The organism is Frigoribacterium sp. 2355 (assembly GCF_054060695.1).
In genome coordinates this window covers 496600-513778 of record NZ_JBSSDL010000001.1, presented here as the reverse complement: position 1 = coordinate 513778, position 17179 = coordinate 496600, and the positions used below count along the sequence as shown (strand labels likewise).

Sequence of the window (17179 nt, the reverse complement as noted above, 5' to 3'; positions counted from 1 at the left end):
GCATCGATCCCCAGAGGAGGCGACGTGGCTCGACGACTGCCTTCGGCGCCCCCCGTGCTGCCGGGATTCTCGCATGTGCGCGTGCTCGGGTCGGGCGGCTTCGCCGACGTGTTCCTCTACGAACAGAACATGCCGCGCCGGCAGGTCGCGGTGAAGGTCATGCTCAGCGAGGTCGTGAACGACCAGGTCCGCCAGATGTTCCAGGCCGAGGCGAACCTCATGGCCCAGCTGAGTGCCCACCCGTCGATCCTCACGGTGTTCCAGGCCAGCGTCTCGGCCGACGGCCGTCCGTACCTGGTGATGGAACTCTGTTCGTCGTCGTTGAGCGAGCGGTACCGGCGCGACCGCATCCCCGTCGCCGACGTGCTGCGCATCGGTGTCAAGATCGGCAGCGCGGTCGAGACGGCCCACCGGCAGGGCGTCCTGCACCGCGACCTGAAACCGTCGAACATCCTCATGACGGCCTACGGCCACCCCGTGCTGTCCGACTTCGGCATCGCCGCGTCCCTCAGCGAGAGCGAGCCGCAGGAGGTCGTCGGCATGTCGATCCCGTGGTCGGCCCCCGAGGTGCTGCTCGACGAGACCAACGGCACCATCGAGTCCGAGGTGTGGTCCCTCGGGGCGACGGTGTACTCGCTGCTCGCGGGCCGGAGCCCCTTCGAGGTCCTCGGCGGCGACAAGAACGGCGCGTCCGACCTGATCGGTCGCATCGACAAGGCCAAGCTCGTGCCGACCGGACGGACGGACGTCCCTCCCACCCTCGAGCGACTGCTCGCGAGGTCCATGTCGCGGCGCCCCGAGAACCGCCAGGCCAGCGTCCTCGAGTTCGTGCGCGAGCTCCAGCAGGTCGAGAGCGAGATCGGCGTCGCGCAGACCCCCATCGAGGTGGCGGTCGACGACTGGGCCCTGGCGACCGTGGCCGACCTCGAGGACAAGACGCGCCTCCGGGGCGTGACCCCCGTGCAGGCCTCGCGGCGTCGCCGCCGGCGCCGGGCGACCGAGGCCCAGGTCCAGGCGCAGCACGGCGGTTCGCTCCAGCAGAGCCGCGCCGTGCCTCGCAGCACGGGTACACGTCCGACGCGGCGTCGGTCGCTGCTCGTCGTGACGTGGGCCCTCGTGGCGGCGTCGGTGGTGGGGATCGGCCTCGCGGCCGCCGCGACGCTGGTGCTCGTCCGCTCGACGTCGACCGACATCCCCCGGGTGGCCGACGTCGCGTCGTCGAGCGACGGCTCCTCGGTGGTCTTCACCTGGAGCGACCCGGGGCTCCGGGCAGGTGACACCTACGTCATCTCGACCGGGGGGCAAACGAGCCAGCAATCCGCCGACCGGTTCGTCGCCACCCCTGCCGACCCGGGTGACGAGGTCTGCATCACCGTCTCCGTGAGCCGCGGTGGTTCGACCGGCCCGGAGAGCAACGAGAACTGCGCGACGGCGGGTCAGGGCTGATGGGGCGGCTGCTCGACTGGGCCTCCCGTCGTCGATCCGCCGTCGTCACCGGGGTCGGAGTGGTCGTGGTGGCCACGCTCGTGACGACCGTCGCCGTGGCCAGCAGTGGCTACGAGGCCCAGCGCGTCGACCTCTCCGACGGAACGGTCTGGGTCGCCAACGGAGAACGCGCCGCGATCGGTCGGGCGAACACCGACGTCTTGCAGCTCAACTCCGCCGTGCGCGGCACCGGTGCCGACCTCTCGGTCGTCCAACGCGAGCAGGACGTCCTGCTCGTGGATCGCAGCAACGCCACGGTCGGTGTCGTCGACACCGCCACGGCCGAGGTGGCCGAGAGCGTCCCGCTCCCGCCCGAATCGCCCGACGTGTCGATCGCCGGAGACCGTGTGCTCGTCGTGTCACAGGGCACGGGGGAGGTCTGGAGCCAACCGCTCTCCGACCTGGCGTCCTTCAGCAACGAGGTCGACCCCGATCTCAGCCTCGGCAAGGGACTGGTCACCGACGTCACGCCCGACGGCCGTGTGGTCGCCTACTCGTCCGACACCGGCAGGGTGTCGATCTTCGACGGAACGGTGTCACCCGACGTCGCCGAGACGCACGACGTGCCCGCCTCGTCGTCCTCCGGGTACCAGGTGGCCTCGGTCGGCGGTCACTGGGCCGTGCTCGATGCCGTCACGGGGGAACTGGTCGTCGACGGACGGCAGGTCGACCTGTCCGACCGGGCCTCGGGCGGGCTCGCCCTGCAGACGGGGTCCGACACGGGCGACGAGGTCCTGGTCGCGACGTCCACCGGCCTCTTGTCCGTGTCGATCGACTCCTCACGGGTCGCCGAGGTCGTCGGCGGACGCGAGGGCAAGCCCGCGCGACCCGTCGTCGTCGGCGACTGCCGCTTCGGCGCCTGGGCGGGCGGGTCGGCGTGGAGCGACTGTGCGTCGGCCCGCGGGGGAGTCCTCGACCTCGACCAAGTCACCGGAGGGGCGAGCCTCGTCTTCGACGTCAACGCGCGCCGGGTCGTGCTCAACGATCCGGCGTCGGGTCGGTCCTGGGCGGTCCAGCGTTCCGGCGAGCTCATCGACAACTGGTCGGACCTCTTCCAGGAGGACCGCGACCAAGAAGAGCAACAGGAGAACGACGACCGGCAACCACCCGAGCTGGATCTCGACCAGAAACCACCGGTCGCCGTGGACGACGCGTTCGGCGCACGACCCGGTCGAGCGAGCACCCTGCCCGTGCTGCTCAACGACTACGACCCGAACGGCGACCCGCTCGTGATCGACGACGTGTCCGCACTCGACGACGCCGTCGGCCGGGTCGACCTCGTCAACGACCGACAACAGGTGCTCCTCACCCTCACCGACTCGGCTTCCGGCACGTTCTCGGTCGACTACACCGTCTCCGACGGACGTGGCGGTCAGGCCAGCGCGACGGTCGCCCTCACCGTGCGCCAACCGTCGGAGAACTCGCCGCCGCAGCAGGCGCGCAGGACGTCGGCGTCGGTGTCGTCGTCGGGCCGGGTCACCACCTCGGTGCTCGGCGACTGGATCGACCCCGACGGTGATGCCTTCTACCTGACCTCGGCAGGAGGGGCGGCGGGGCTCTCTTACAAGCCCTCGGGGGACGTCGTCTACCAGGACGCCGGTGCGGGCGACACGACCGTCGACGTCCCCCTGACGGTCTCGGACGGCCGTGACGAGGGGCGAGGATCGCTCGCGATCACCGTGATGGGGGCAGGGCAGGTGCCCCTCGAAGCCCTGCCTTTCTCGCAGCAGGCCTATGCGGGCCAGCAGCTGACCGTGCGGCCGCTGACCTACGCTCGAGGCGGCACGGGCACCGTCAAGCTGAACAGCGTCCCGGCGAAGGCCGACGTCACCGTCACGCCGAACTACGAACAGGGCACGTTCCGGTTCCTCAGCGACGTGCCCGGGACCCACCTGCTCGAGTACACCGTGACTGACGGCGACCAGACGGCGACCGGCACGGTCAGGGTGGACGTCCAATCCCCTCCGGACGCGGGCACACCGCCCGTCACGACGCCCAAGACGATCTTCGTCGAGACGTTGGGCACGCAGACGCTCGACGTCGTCGCGACCGATCGTGACCCGGCCAACAACGTCCTCATGCTCACGGCGACCGATGCCGTGCCCGCCGCGTCCGGGGTCAGGGTCGAGACCCTCGATCAGCGCTACGCCCGCATCACGCTCGCGGCCCCGCTCGACGACGGGCCGGTCACCTTCGGCTACACCGTCAGCAACGGCCTCGCCTCCGCGACCGGCACCGTGACGGTGGTCGAGATCCCGCGCCGGACGATCACCCAGCCGCCGATCGCGACCGACGACCAGGTGACCGTCCGGGTGGGGGACTCCATCGACATCGACGTCCTCGCCAACGACGAGCAGCCCGACGGCGACGAGTTGACGCTGGTGCCGCGACTCGAGAGGGACGTCCCGGCCGGCAGCGGGTTGCTCTTCGCGTCGGGTAACCGTCTCCGGTACCTGGCCCCCACCACCCCGGGCAACGTCACGGCGACCTACACCGTCGAGGGCCCCGACGGGCAGCGGGCCTCGGCCCAGGTCGCCATCGCGGTCCGCGAGGTCGACGCGGGCAGCAACGCCGCCCCCGCGCCCCAGTCGGTGACGGCGCGCGTCGTCGCAGGCGAGACCGTGCGCATCGGCGTTCCGCTCGACGGCATCGATCCCGACGGCGACTCGGTCCAGCTGCTCGGGGTGGGCACGAACCCCGAGAAGGGCAGCGTGTCGACCGTCGGCACCGACTACGTCGAGTACCAGGCGAACGCCAGCTTGGCGGGCACCGACAGCTTCACCTACGCGGTCGTGGACGGCTTGGGTGCCCGGGCCACCGGCACGGTCCGCGTGGGGATCTCGACCCGCGCCGACGGATCGCGCAACCCGATCGCCGTCGCGGACGCCGTGACGATGCGACCCGGGGGTTCCATCACGGTCCGGGTGCTCGACAACGACTCCGACCCCGACGGGGGCGCCTTGTCGGTCGACGCCGTCGAGCCGAACGGCGAGGGTGTCGTCGCCAAGGTCGTGTCGGGGACGATGGTGTCGGTGACGCCCCCCGAGACCCCCGGGACGTACGGCCTCGTCTACACGGTGTCGAACGAGCGCGGCGGGCAGAGCTCGACCTTCGTCACCGTGACCGTCGATCCCGACGCACCACTGAACTACCCGCTCGCCGACGACACGGTGCTCGGACTCAGCGACATCGCCGGTCGGCAGACCGTGACGGTCAACCCCCTGACCAACGTGTTCTTCTCGGACGGCAGCACCTCGCAGCTCGACCTCGGACTGGCCCCGGGATTCGGCTCGACGGCCGAGGTGACGCCGAACTCGCGCGTGACCGTCCGCATCACCGATTCGAGCCAGATCATCCCGTTCTCGGTCTCGAGGAAGGACGACCCGGGCGTCCGCTCCTACGCCTTCATCGTCGTGCCCGGTTTCGACGACGCCCTGCCGCAGGTCGACCGGACGGTCCGTCCGATCACGGTCGAGAGCGAGAAGGCCGTCACGATCGACCTCGACCGTTACGTGATCTCCGCCGGCACCAACGGAGTCAGACTGACCGACCCCGCGACGGTCCGGGCGACGAACTCGAACGGCGACGACCTCGTGGTCGACGACACGACCCTCCGGTTCACGTCCGCCGACCTGTTCTCGGGTACGGCCTCGATCTCGTTCCAGGTGACCGACGGTCGCTCGGCCGACGACCCGGACGGTCGGACGGCGTCGCTCGTGCTGCCCATCACGGTGACGTCGCGAGAGAACCAGCCACCCGTCTTCAACGGCACCTCGATCGACCTCGAACCGGGCCAGTCCCGCACGCTCGACCTCGCTCGGCTCACCACGTACCCCTATCCGGACGACGTCGACGAGCTCCGGTACTCGGTCGAACAGGGCGGCGTCGCGGGCTTCGGCTTCGACCTGTCCGGGTCGAAGCTCACCGTCTCGGCCGAGGCGGGCACCGCGAAGGGGACGAGCAGGTCGCTCCCCGTCGCCGTCAGCGATGCCCTCAACCCGGGCCGGAGCGGTGCCGTCACCGTGTCGGTCGTGGGATCGACCCGCCCGCTCGCTCAACCGGCCGCCGATCGTGCCGTCGTCAAGCGCGGGGCCTCGACCTCGGTCGACGTGTTGCAGAACGACCAGGCGACCAATCCCTTCCCCGGGCAGGCGCTGCGGGTGGTGGCGATCCGTGGGCTGAACGGGTCGAGCGTGCCGGCAGGCGTCTCGATCACGCCGAGCGGTGACAACCGGAGTCTCGCCGTCTCGGTCTCGGCTTCCGCGGCCCCCGGCGACACGAACCTCCAGTACCAGGTCGCCGACGTCACGGACGACCCCGACCGATACGTCTGGGGCACCGTCACCATCAGCGTGCAGGACGTCCCGAACGCCCCCAATGCTCCGGTCCGAACGGGCACCTTCACGGGGGGACAGCTCACCCTGAGCTACACGGCTCCCGCGGCCAACAACTCGCCGCTGACCGGCTACCGTCTGACCGGGGCGGGTTCGGCCGGGGGCTCGTACTCCAAGGCCTGCGGGCTGGCGACGGTCTGCACCCTGACCGACCTGCCCGCGGGCCAGCGGTTCTCCTTCACGGTCGTCGCCACCAACGGCGTCGGGGACTCCGCTGCCTCGGCGCCGAGTCCCGCTTACAGTGCCGACTACGTGCCCGCCGCACCCACGGGCCTGAGCGCGACTGCGGTGCCGTCGGGCCAGGGCGACACCCGGATCACGTGGACGGACTCGCCGGATCCCCGGCCGGGCTCCGCGATCCAGTCGTACGTCGTCGAATGGTCCGGGCCCACGACGGGATCCCAGACCGTTCGCCGTGGGGTGCAGCAGACCGTCATCCCCGGCCTCGTCCCGAACCAGAACTACACGGTGAACGTCTTCGCGAAGAACGACGCCGACGTCGACAGCGAGGCGGCGTGGGCCCGGGCGTCCCTGACGCGGGTGGTACCCGTCGGGAGCCCCGGGGTACCCCAGGTCACGGCCACCCCCGTGAGCGGCGGCGTGCAGATCACCTGGACGCCGTCGACCGCGAACGGCGGATCGGCTCCCACGTACCGGGTGGTCCGCGTCGCCGGCTCGGACGGGCCGGTGTCCTGCGACACCCCGGGTGACCCCGTTCCCCTCGCCGGCGGGGGAGCGACGGACTCGTCCGCAGAGGACGGCGTCACCTACCTCTACGTCGTGAAGGCGGACAACGGCACCTTCTGTTCCGCGGGTTCGGGTCGCACCACGGCACTCAAGGCCCCCGGTGCTGCTCGCGCGACCGTGGCGTCGATCGAGAACGGTGGGGGACGCTTCGACGTCAGGGTCTCCGCGACCGACGTGGTGTCGGGTACGGCAGCCCGATTCGAGTGGTCGCAGAACGGGCAGACGGGTTGGCAGCCCCTGGCCGCCGACGGCTTCGTCTCCACCGGGGGATACGGCACCGAACTCCAGGTCTACGTCCGAGGCTGTCGAGACGCTTCCGAGACGTTCTGTGGCGCCGCGTCCGATCGTCAGGCCGCGACGCCCGTGACGGTGCGGCCCGTCATCGTCTCGTGCGTCCCCGGCGAACCCCTCGTGGTCAACCCGCCGTCGAACGGTAACCTCGACTTCTCGGCGACGGTCGAGTTCAACGTGTCGCCCCTCATCCTGGACAACTGGCAGTCGGGAGACAGGAACGGCGCGTACACGACGACGTCCCGGGTCGATCCCTCGGCGACGGAGGTCCGCATCCGCGGGACGGTCGACGGCAAGACCGACAGCGGCTACGCACGGGTCACCTGCGGCTGAAGCCCATGAACGACACATCGAGGAACGAAGACACATGAGCATGACCCCCGAGCAGGCGACCTGGTTCTCCGACATCTTCGGGCGACTGGTGGCCAACGTCGACCAGGTGCTGCTGGGCAAGACCTTCGTCGTGCGGCTGTCGTTCACGGCTCTGCTGAGCGAGGGGCATCTGCTGCTCGAGGACTTCCCGGGCACGGGCAAGACCTCGCTCGCCCGCGCGATCGCCCAGAGCGTCCAGGGCTCGAGCAACCGTGTGCAGTTCACCCCCGACCTCCTGCCCGGCGACATCACCGGCGTCAGCATCTACGACCAGAAGGCCGGTGGGTTCGAGTTCCACCGCGGGCCGATCTTCTCCAACATCGTCCTCGCCGACGAGATCAACCGCGCCAGCCCCAAGACGCAGTCCGCCCTCCTCGAGGTGATGGAAGAGAGCCGCGTGACCGTGGACGGCGTCAGCCACGCCGTGGGTTCGCCGTTCATGGTGATCGCCACCCAGAACCCGGTCGAGCAGGCCGGCACCTACCGTCTTCCCGAGGCCCAGCTCGACCGGTTCATCATGAAGACCTCGATCGGCTACCCCGATCACGCGGCGACCGTCCGCATCCTCGAGGGCTCCGCCACGAGGGTCCACGAGGGCAGCCTCAACCCGATCGTCCAGGCCGGGGTCATCACCGAGATGGCGCAACTCGCCCGCACCGTGCACGTCGAGCCCACCATCAGTGACTACGTCGCCCGGCTCGTCGACGGGACGCGAACGGCCCAGGAGGTCCGTCTCGGTGTGAGCGTCCGCGGTGCGCTGGCCCTCGTCCGTTCGGCCAAGACCTACGCGGCGTCCCTCGGTCGTCACTACGTCATCCCGGACGACGTCAAGTCGCTCGCCGAGCCCGTGCTCGCCCACCGTCTCGTGCTCGACCCCGAAGCGGAGTTCGACGGGGTCACGCCGTCCAGCGTCGTGAGCCAGCTGCTCATCGAGACGGCGCCACCCGCCGAGCGGGTAGCCGTGTGAGCGAGCGTCCCCGAGGCACCGACCGGGCCGCCCGGCCCGCGCCGGGGTCGACCGTGGACGGGTCCCGCGCCGGCCGGACACGACCGCGGGTCGGCACCCGCGGCGCCGACCAGCGATTCGATTCCGCGTTCTCGACGGGAACGCAAGGACTGACGAACGCCCGGACCCGGATCGTCGGCGACCGTACCGGCATCGGAGCGGACCTGCTCGTCCTGCTGGTCAGGACGACGCGTGGGGCTCGCCGTTCCGTCCGCCGGGCCTTCACCAGCGCCTCCTCGGTGGTCACGCCCTTCGGGTGGTCGATGCTCGTCGCCGCACCGGTCGGGCTGCTCGTCGGCTACCTGCTCGGCTGGACCGAGCTCGTGGTGGTCGGCTTCGCCGCGATCGTCCTGCTGCTCGTCGCAGGGCTCGCTCTCGTCGGACGGAACACCGTCCGCATCACGCTCGAGATCCCGCACGAGCGCGTGGCCGTCGGCGCCCCGGCGGCCGGCACCGTGCGGGTGCGCAACGCGAGCGCCCGCCGCATCCTCGGAGTGTCCGTCGAGGTCCCCGTCGGTCCGGGTCTCGCCGAGATCGGCCTGCCGAGCCTCCGATCGGGAGACGAGGTCGCCGAGTCGTTCGACCTGCCCACCACGCGACGCGGCGTCGTGGCCGTGGGTCCGGTCAGCACCGTGCGAGGCGACCCGGTCGGCCTCGCCCGACGCGAGATCGAGTGGACCGGCGTCACCGAGGTGTTCGTGCACCCTCGCACCATCGGCATCCCGAGCACGAGCACGGGTCTCATCCGTGACCTCGAGGGCAACCCGACGCGTGACCTCTCGCCCAGCGACATCTCGTTCCACGCCCTGCGCGAGTACCAGCCGGGCGACGAACGACGGAACATCCACTGGAAGTCGACCGCCAAGACGGGCACCTACATGGTGCGGCAGTTCGAGGAGAGCCGGCGCAGCCACCTGGTCATCGCCCTGAGCCTCGCGGCCGGTGACTTCGCCAACGACGACGAGTTCGAACTGGCCGTCAGCGTCGCGGGTTCTCTCGGTGCCCGCGCCATCCGTGACGCGCGTGAGGTCAGCGTCGTCGTCGGCGAGACCACCCCCGAGTTCGCCAAGCGGAAGAACCTCGAGATCCGCTCCCTGAGCACGCTGACCCGGAACCGCCTGCTCGACGAACTCGCGGTCGTCACGTCGGCGGAGTCGGCGCTGGCCATCACCGACGTCGCGCGGGTGGCGGGTGATCAGGTCGTGGGGATCTCGGTGGCGTTCCTCGTCGTCGGGTCCACGACGACGGTCACCGAGATGCGCGCCGCAGCCCTGCAGTTCCCCCTGGGGGTGGAGGCGGTGGCGATCGTGTGCGACCCCGAGACGGTCCCCGGCATGAGGCGCATCGCCGATCTCACCGTGCTGACCATCGGGTTCCTCGAGGACCTGCAGAAGTCGCTCGCCCGAACGGCGAGCGCATGAGCGTCGTCGACGGGGTCCGGACGCCCGCGGGGCCCGCGGCGCCTCCTCCGCGCGCACGGTCCCGCGCGCGGCCGTCACGACTGCGAGCCCCGTTCGTCGCCTGGGTCGTCGCGTCGTTCGCGGCCTCGCTCGGCGCCGCGACCGTGACCTTCTGGCCGGTGTACGAGAGCGCCGCCTTCGTCGTGCTCGTCGTCGTCGCCTTCGCCGTCGGCGTGGTCATCGCGCTGGGCACGGCCGCCCTCCGGCTGTCGAGCGTGTGGGTGTTCGCGGCGACGATCATGGCGTACCTGTTGCTCGGGGTGCCGCTCGCCGTGCCGTCGCAAGCCTTCGGCGGCGTGCTGCCCACGGGTCGGGGCCTCCTGACGTTGGTCTCGGCGACCGCTCTCGGCTGGAAGCAGCTCGTCACCATCGCCTTGCCGGTGGGCAGCTACGAGGCCCTGCTGGTGCCGGTCTTCGCGCTGGTCCTCGTCGGCACGGTCGTCGGCCTGTCCGTCGCGCTCCGCAGCCGACGCGGAGAACTCGCCGTCGTCGTTCCCGTCGTCGTCTGGATCGCGGCGATCGTGCTCGGACCGGGCGAGGCCTGGTGGCCCCGCGTCACCGGTCTCGCCGTGTTGGTGACGGTGGTCGCCTGGGTCGTCTGGTGGCGCCTCCGTCGACGTCGCATCGCGCTCGGGGCCCTCACCACCCGTGCTGTCACGACGTCTGCCGGGCACCGCCCGGTGGCCGTCCGTGCCGTCGTCGGCGCGTTCGCCACGCTGGCCGTCGCGGGGACGGCCGGCACGGTCGCCGTCGCCGCGATCCCGCCGGTCACCTCGCGGACCGTGGCCCGCACGGTGGTCGAGCAACCGTTCGATCCGCGGGACCACGTCAGCCCGCTCAGCGGCTTCCGGGCGTACGAACAGGAGCCCACCGTCGACCAGGCGCTCCTCACGGTCGCGGGCCTCCGCGACGGTCAGCGACTGCGGGTGGCGACGCTCGACACCTACGACGGTGTCGTCTACAGCGTCGGCAGCGGCGAGGTCGACAGCGCCTCCGGGTTCTTCACCCGCGTGCCGTCCGACGTCGACCAATCCCGGGTCGACGGGCAGGCGACCGCGGTGGACGTCACGATCGGTGCCTACGACGACCTCTGGCTCCCCACCGTCGGCCGACTCGAGTCCGTCTCGTTCGGCGGACCCACGGCGGATGCCCGGCGGGACGCGTTCTTCTACAACGACCTCACGGGCACGGCGGCCGTCCTCGGCGGACTGCGACAGGGCGATTCGTACCGACTGGACGCGGTCGAGCCCCGCCAGCCCGGCGACGACGAGCTCGACGCGCTCACACCGGGGACCGCCACCGTGCCGACGCCGCGGGACGTGCCGGACGAGCTCACCTCCTCGCTCGAGGAGGACGTCGCCGGGGTCCAGGGCCCCGGGGCGCGCCTCCGGGCGGCGCTGAGCGCCCTGCGCGAGGACGGTTACGTGAGCCACGGCGTCACCGCCGACGAACCCGTCAGCCGATCCGGGCACGGTGCGGACCGCATCGCCCAGCTCTTCACCGACCCCGTCATGATCGGCGACGCCGAGCAGTACGCGACGGCCGCCGCGCTGATGGCCGACCGGCTGGGGTTCCCCGCGAGGGTCGTCATGGGATTCGCCCCCGAGACGGACGGTGGCCCCGTCGACGTCCCGGGGTCCAGCGTGACCGCCTGGATCGAGGTCGACACCGCCCAGTACGGCTGGGTGACGCTCGACCCGAACCCGGCCGAACGTCCCATCCCCGAGGACCAGGTGCAGGACCCGACGCAGATCTCCCGGCCCGAGTCCGTCGTCCAGCCCCCACCCCAGGATCCCCAGATGCGGGACGACCAGACGCCGCCGCAGTCCGAGCAGGACGATCCCGAGGCGCCCCCGGCCTGGTTGGCCATCGTCCTGGCGGTCGTGCGGGTCGTCGGCTGGAGCGCCCTCGTCGCCGGTCTGCTCGCGGCCCCGTTCGTGACGATCGTGGTCCTCAAGGCGCGGAGGCGTCGTCGCCGCCGGACGGCGACGAGTCCCTCCGACCGCATCAGCGGCGGCTGGCACGAGTTCCAGGACGCCGTGGTCGACCACGGCATCCGCACCCCGCCCGCGGCGACCCGGAGCGAGGTCGCCGCCGTCGTCGGTGGCTCGCGTCCTGCGGTGCTCGCCCGGGTGGCGGACCGTGCGGTGTTCTCGCCGAACCCGCCCGCGGAGTCCGACGCGGACCGCGTCTGGACGGCCGTCGCCGAGATGAGACACGCCCTCGGCGTCGGGCTCACGAGGCGGCAGCGGTTCGCCGCGGCGGTCTCGCTCCGGTCTTTGCGTGGTTACCATGGGCGCACCCCTCCCGAGCGACAGAGGAACGACTGATGTACTGCCCCACCTGTGCCAGCCCCCTGCCCGTCGGCGCGATGTTCTGCGGCGAGTGCGGTCGGGCGGTCTCGAGCGCAGACCTCGCGGCCGCCCGACGTCGGGCCGACGCCGCCGCCGAGCACGTCGACGCCACCAGTGCGCCCGACCTGCCCGAGGCTCCTCCGCGTGCGACCTCGCACCCCCGCCGCAGCGATGCGCAGCCCCCGTGGTGGGTGCGCGACCGTCAGGCCGACACCGGCGTGCCCGAGGCCGAGGCCGAGGCCGAGCCGCACCGTGTCGATCACGCCCGGTCCGAAGCGCCCGCGTCGGCTCCCGAGCCCCCGGTGTGGCCGGTCGACGATCGAACCGTCGTGGCCACGGGAGAGGACGACCGCCCGACGGCCTCCGAGGAGGCGCGAGCAGAGTCCCCGAGGACCCCTGCCCCCGGCAGTCCCGCCGTCTCCGGCAGCCCCGCCGTCCCCGACGGCCCGGTCGGGGCCCTCGCGACGACGGCACCCGAGACGGTCGGATCGCCGACACCGCTCCGAGTGCCCTCCGAGCACCTCGACAACGGGCCCCGCCCCTCGTCCGCCCCGCTCTGGACGGCGTCGTTGACGCCTCTCGCGTCGGACGAGTCCTCTCTCGACGTGGTGGCCGCCGTCGAACCCCCCTCCGCCGAGGCGTCCCACGGACGTCGAGACGACGACGGCGAGGTCCGGTCGGGCGAGGTCGAGACGTCCACCGCCCCTGACGGAACCCGGCCGGTCGAGAACGACCACACCGAGGGCGCGACCGACCCCGAGGCGACGGCGATGCCGGACGAGTCCGCTCCCTCGTCCGACTCCGCCTCCGAGGTCGCCCCCGGCGACCCTGTCGCGCCTCCTGCGGGCCCGCCGCCTCTCGTGCGGCCGACGGCCGACGGGCCGCGGGACGGCGACACCGCCCCGGTGGCCGCCCTCGGCCGTGACCTCCGCCCGCCCGTCCCGAGCGGGTACCGGCCCGCTCTCCCCGAGTCCGACCGCCCCGAGCCCGTACCGCTCGTCGAGCCCGCACCGCTCGTGGAGCCCGTACCGCTCGTCGAACCGGGCTCCGCCGTCGTCCCCGAACGGTGCACGCACTGTGGCGCACCCATCGACGAGGACGACATCTTCTGCGGCGAATGCGGTGCGGTCGTGCAGTCGGTCGCCTTGTCGTTCACGGGGCCTGTCGTCCCGCTCCCGCCCGAATGGCGACCCGACGACGAGTCCGTCCTCCGCCGTCGTCCCGCCACACAGGACCGTGAGGGCGCCGGATCGGGCTCCGACGACGCCGGGACCTCTCCGGACGGCCCGGGCTCCGGCGACGACGTACCCGTCCGAGACGAGGCCGATGACCGGCAGGACGACACGCCACGCCCGGCACCCGAACCGATCGACCACGTCCCGGGCTTCCGCGCCGAACGACCGACTCCGACGCCGACGCCGAGCGTCGCCGACCTCCCCCCTGCTCCCACGTCGTCGTCGGCTCCGTCCTGGCGCCCGCGTCGGGTGCCCGTGGACCTGCCCGACGACGCCGATGTCGACGAGACCCGGATCGTCCGTCGCGGTGCACTCGGGACCGAGTACGTGCTGCAGTTCAGCACCGGTGAGAGCATCACGGTCGACGGGACCGGCCTCGTCGGCCGTGCACCGACGCCCCAGCCGGGGGAGCGCTTCGACCAGCTCGTCCGCATCGTCGATCCCGGCAAGTCCGTGTCGAAGACGCATCTGGAGTTCGGTCAGGAGGCCGGAGCCCTCTGGGTCAGCGACCGGTGGTCCGGCAACGGGACGGTCGTCCGTCCTCGTGACCTCCCGCCCCGCCGCGCCGATCCCGGAGTCCGCGTCCGCGTGACGCGTGGCACCCGGGTCGAGATCGGCGAGCAGTTCTTCGTCGTGGTCTGACCCACGGCTCCTCCCCACGCGGCAGGGTGGTCGGTCCTTCCCCCGGCCCGACCACCCGGTACCCGTCGCGGACGGTGCTCCGCTCCACTGGAGTCATGAACTCCTCGACCACCGCGGCGTCACCGGTCCTGCCGTCCCGCGTCCGGCTGCCGTCCGGGCCGGCCAGACCCCGCCCGACGGCGACGCCCGTGGCGGCGATGTCGACGGGTGCCGTCGTGTCCGCGTGCGGTGCTCTCGTCCCGTGGACCGCGCCGCCTGCCGTCCTCGGGCTCTCGCTCGCGACGGCTTGCGCGGTCTTCGTCGGCTGGGCCGTCGACCGTGTCGTCGGGGCGACGCTCACGGCACGGCGCGAACGGTCGAGGTTCCTGGCCGCCCTCGACGAGGTCGACGAGGTCGTCGCCCGCCTCCGGGCGGTGCGGTCGCATGAGCTGACCGACTGGTACCCGACGGCCGATCGGCTCGACGAGTGCGACGTCGCACGTCGTCCCACCCGGGTGCTGGTGCTCGGGGTGGGTCGCGCCTCCAGCGGGCTCGTCCTCGAGGGGCGTCCCGAGGACGACCTCGAGCCGGGCGACCCGGTCGCCGAACGTCTGGCACGCCTCCGGGCCGAGGCGGCCACCCTCGACGAGGCTCCGCTGTGCGTGCCCCTCTCGTCGGCCGTGAGGGTCGTCGGTCCACCCGTGGTGGCAGAGGCCGTGGCGTCGGGCCTCCGCCGTCAGCTCCGGGCCGCAGGGGCATCGTCGGTCGACGCGGCCGCGGCGATCGACTGCGTGGTGGTCCGGGCGCCGACCTCGGGCGGGGCACGGCCCGAGGCCGAGCCACCCCCGGTGGACACCGTCGTCGTGATCGGTCAGGACGGAGGAGCGACGGTCACCCTCAAGGACGGCCGGCCGTGCCGACAGAGCCTGCGGGTCGCCTTCGTGTCGGTGCTCGACGACGTCGCGCGGTGCGCCTAGCGGTCGACCCCGCTGCCCAGGCGGATGCGGCCCACCAGGCCGTCACCGCCGGTGACCTTCTCGAGCGTGCGCTCGACGACGCGAGCGGCGGCGGCGGCGTCGACGGCCCCCTCGTCGACCAGGAGGCGCAGCGCGACCAGGGTGCCGGCCCTCACGTTCCCGTCGAGCACCTTCACGGCCACCGCGACGCCGTCGGTCGTGCCCATCACCATGACGCCCTCGGCGCCGAGCTTGGCCAGCACGCCCAGCTCGTCGATCGTCACCGTGTTGGCTCGACCGGGGCCGTCGATCGCCCAGGCGTCGCCCAGGACGGCCTCGACGAGATGCGCGGCGTGGCCGTCGCGTCCCGGCCCGGTCGCGCCGACCGACCCGGTGATGCGCGCGACCGCCCGGGCCAGGCCGACCACGGTGGTCGCGATCACCGGGGCACCGCAGCCGTCGACGCCGGAGTGGTCAGCGGCCTCGCCGGTGAACTCGGCGACCGTCTCGCGCACCGCGGCCTGCAGGGGGTGGTCGGTGGCGACGTAGCGGGACGGGTCCCAGTCGTTCTCGGCACAGGCGAGGAGGAACGCGGCGTGCTTGCCCGAGCAGTTCATCGCGAGCCGGCGCGGCGCGGTGGCCTCGCGGGCGCTGGCCCGGTCACCGGGCCAGTCCGGCGGGCAGAGGAGGTCGTCCTCGGTGCTGCCCGACCGGCCGAGCAACGCCTCGACCACCTCGAGGTGGGCGGGCGTGCCCGCGTGGCTCGCCGTGGCCAGCACGGCCTGGGGGCCGTCGAGGGAGACCCCCGACCGCAGCACCGTGAGCGCTTGCAACGGCTTGAGGCACGAGCGCGGGTAGATGGTCGCGTCGGCGTCCCCGATCCGACGCAGTTCGCGTCCGTCGGCGTCCACGACGACACCGGCTCCGAGGTGACGGCTCTCGTCCCAACCCGAGCGCTCGAGCACGGCCAGCTCGACGCTGGCCGAGGCGGTCAGGGGGTGACGGGAGGGCGCGGCGGGGCGGGGGTCGGTCATGATGGGGAGTGTACCGAGGCCCGCCACGCGACCACGTCGCACCGACGAGGGGCCCGAGAGGGAGGCAGCATGCTCGACCACGACTACGCCGTCGACGTCCGTTGGACGGGCGACCGGGGCGAGGGCACGACCTCGTACCGTTCGTACGGCCGCGACGCCACGATCGTCGCCACCGGCAAGCAGCACGACGTCCTGGCGTCGGCCGACCGCACCTTCCACGGTGACGCGGACCGCTGGAACCCCGAGGAGCTGCTGCTCGCCGCACTGGCGCAGTGCCACCTGCTCAGCTACCTGCACGTCGCCGCGGCCGCCGGGGTGGTCGTGGTCGCGTACGAGGACGCCGCCGTGGGACGGATGACCCAGACGCACGACGGGGGTGGTCGCTTCACCTCGGTGACCCTGCGGCCCCGGGTGACCGTCGCCGACGACGACATGGTCGAGCGCGCCCTCGAGCTGCACGCCGAGGCGAGCCGCAAGTGCTTCATCGCCGCGTCGGTCGCCTTCCCGGTCGGTCACGAGCCCACCGTCGTGGCGGTGTCCAGAGAAGCCGACCCGGCGTGAGGCAGAATGGCACGGCACCTCCGCCGCGCCGAGCCCCACGGCACGACCCCCGTCACCCCGACCGAGAGATCCCCATGCGCCGTTCCCTCGCCCTCCTGGCCGTCCCCGCCCTCCTCCTGTCGCTCGCGGCCTGTGCCGGTGACGCCGGCGGGTCCTCCGATGCGGCGACGCCGAGCAGCTCGTCGCAGGCGACCTCCGACGTCCCGCTGCGCGCCTCCGGCGAGCCCCAGGCCCCGCAGGACGGGTTCCCGACGGTCGAGCTCGACGCCGACGGCCGCCCGACGGTGACCGTCCCCGACGCGGACGCTCCGACCGAACTCGGTGTCGAGACCCTGATCAAGGGCGACGGAGCCACGGTCCAGGCCGGTGACACCGTCACCGTCCAGTACCAGGGCGTCATCTGGAACACGGGCGAGATCTTCGACGAGAGCTGGTCACGCGGTGCACCGGCCACCTTCTCGACCGACCAGGTCATCACCGGCTTCGCGGACGGCATGGTCGGGCAGACCGTCGGATCGCAGACCGTCGTCGTCATCCCGCCGGCCGACGGTTACGGCGAGGCCGGCGCCCCGCAGGCCGGCATCTCGGGCACCGACACGCTCGTCTTCGTCATCGACATCCTCGCCGTCTCCTAGTCGACCGTCGCCGCCGACCCCCGACACG

At 72.3% G+C, this 17179-nt stretch carries 10 protein-coding genes; 9 read left to right on the top strand and 1 reads right to left on the bottom strand.

Annotation, left to right across the window (positions count from 1 at the left end):
* Positions 1-24: 24 nt before the first annotated feature.
* The 7 genes from ACVJ1F_RS02385 to ACVJ1F_RS02355 all read left to right on the top strand — a co-directional run bounded on the left by ACVJ1F_RS02385 (position 25) and on the right by ACVJ1F_RS02355 (position 14942).
* Positions 25-1446, top strand: a complete 1422-nt coding sequence (locus ACVJ1F_RS02385) for a serine/threonine-protein kinase (protein WP_123570229.1) — start codon at positions 25-27, stop codon at positions 1444-1446.
* Positions 1446-7250 (top strand): Ig-like domain-containing protein, encoded by a 5805-nt coding sequence (locus tag ACVJ1F_RS02380; protein ID WP_456884438.1) that lies wholly within the window; start codon positions 1446-1448, stop codon positions 7248-7250. Before ACVJ1F_RS02385 ends, ACVJ1F_RS02380 begins: the two co-directional genes overlap by 1 nt.
* 34 nt (positions 7251-7284) lie before the next feature.
* Positions 7285-8256 carry an AAA family ATPase gene (locus tag ACVJ1F_RS02375; RefSeq protein ID WP_200412587.1) on the top strand — a complete coding sequence of 324 codons (972 nt, stop codon included), beginning with the start codon at positions 7285-7287 and terminating at the stop codon, positions 8254-8256.
* Between the two features lie 53 nt (positions 8257-8309).
* Complete coding sequence (locus ACVJ1F_RS02370) at positions 8310-9716, top strand: DUF58 domain-containing protein (protein WP_173150992.1); 1407 nt, start codon at positions 8310-8312, stop codon at positions 9714-9716.
* Positions 9713-12085, top strand: a complete 2373-nt coding sequence (locus tag ACVJ1F_RS02365) for a transglutaminaseTgpA domain-containing protein (protein WP_456884436.1) — start codon at positions 9713-9715, stop codon at positions 12083-12085. Before ACVJ1F_RS02370 ends, ACVJ1F_RS02365 begins: the two co-directional genes overlap by 4 nt.
* Entirely contained in the window at positions 12085-13986 is a 1902-nt protein-coding gene (locus tag ACVJ1F_RS02360; protein ID WP_456884434.1) for a zinc-ribbon domain-containing protein, read from the top strand. Before ACVJ1F_RS02365 ends, ACVJ1F_RS02360 begins: the two co-directional genes overlap by 1 nt.
* A gap of 95 nt (positions 13987-14081) precedes the next feature.
* A complete protein-coding gene (locus ACVJ1F_RS02355; protein ID WP_456884432.1) occupies positions 14082-14942 on the top strand; it encodes a hypothetical protein in 861 nt (286 codons plus the stop codon).
* Here the strand turns inward: ACVJ1F_RS02355 and ACVJ1F_RS02350 are convergent.
* Positions 14939-15955, bottom strand: coding sequence for an asparaginase (locus ACVJ1F_RS02350; RefSeq protein WP_456884430.1), 1017 nt, complete (start codon positions 15953-15955; stop codon positions 14939-14941). The genes ACVJ1F_RS02355 and ACVJ1F_RS02350 overlap by 4 nt on opposite strands.
* Positions 15956-16024: 69 nt before the next feature.
* Between ACVJ1F_RS02350 and ACVJ1F_RS02345 the strand changes: the two genes are divergently transcribed.
* Both ACVJ1F_RS02345 and ACVJ1F_RS02340 read left to right on the top strand, forming a co-directional pair.
* Entirely contained in the window at positions 16025-16516 is a 492-nt protein-coding gene (locus ACVJ1F_RS02345) for an OsmC family protein (RefSeq protein WP_056045857.1), read from the top strand.
* Between the two features lie 74 nt (positions 16517-16590).
* Positions 16591-17151, top strand: coding sequence for an FKBP-type peptidyl-prolyl cis-trans isomerase (locus ACVJ1F_RS02340; protein ID WP_056045854.1), 561 nt, complete (start codon positions 16591-16593; stop codon positions 17149-17151).
* Positions 17152-17179: the final 28 nt, after the last annotated feature.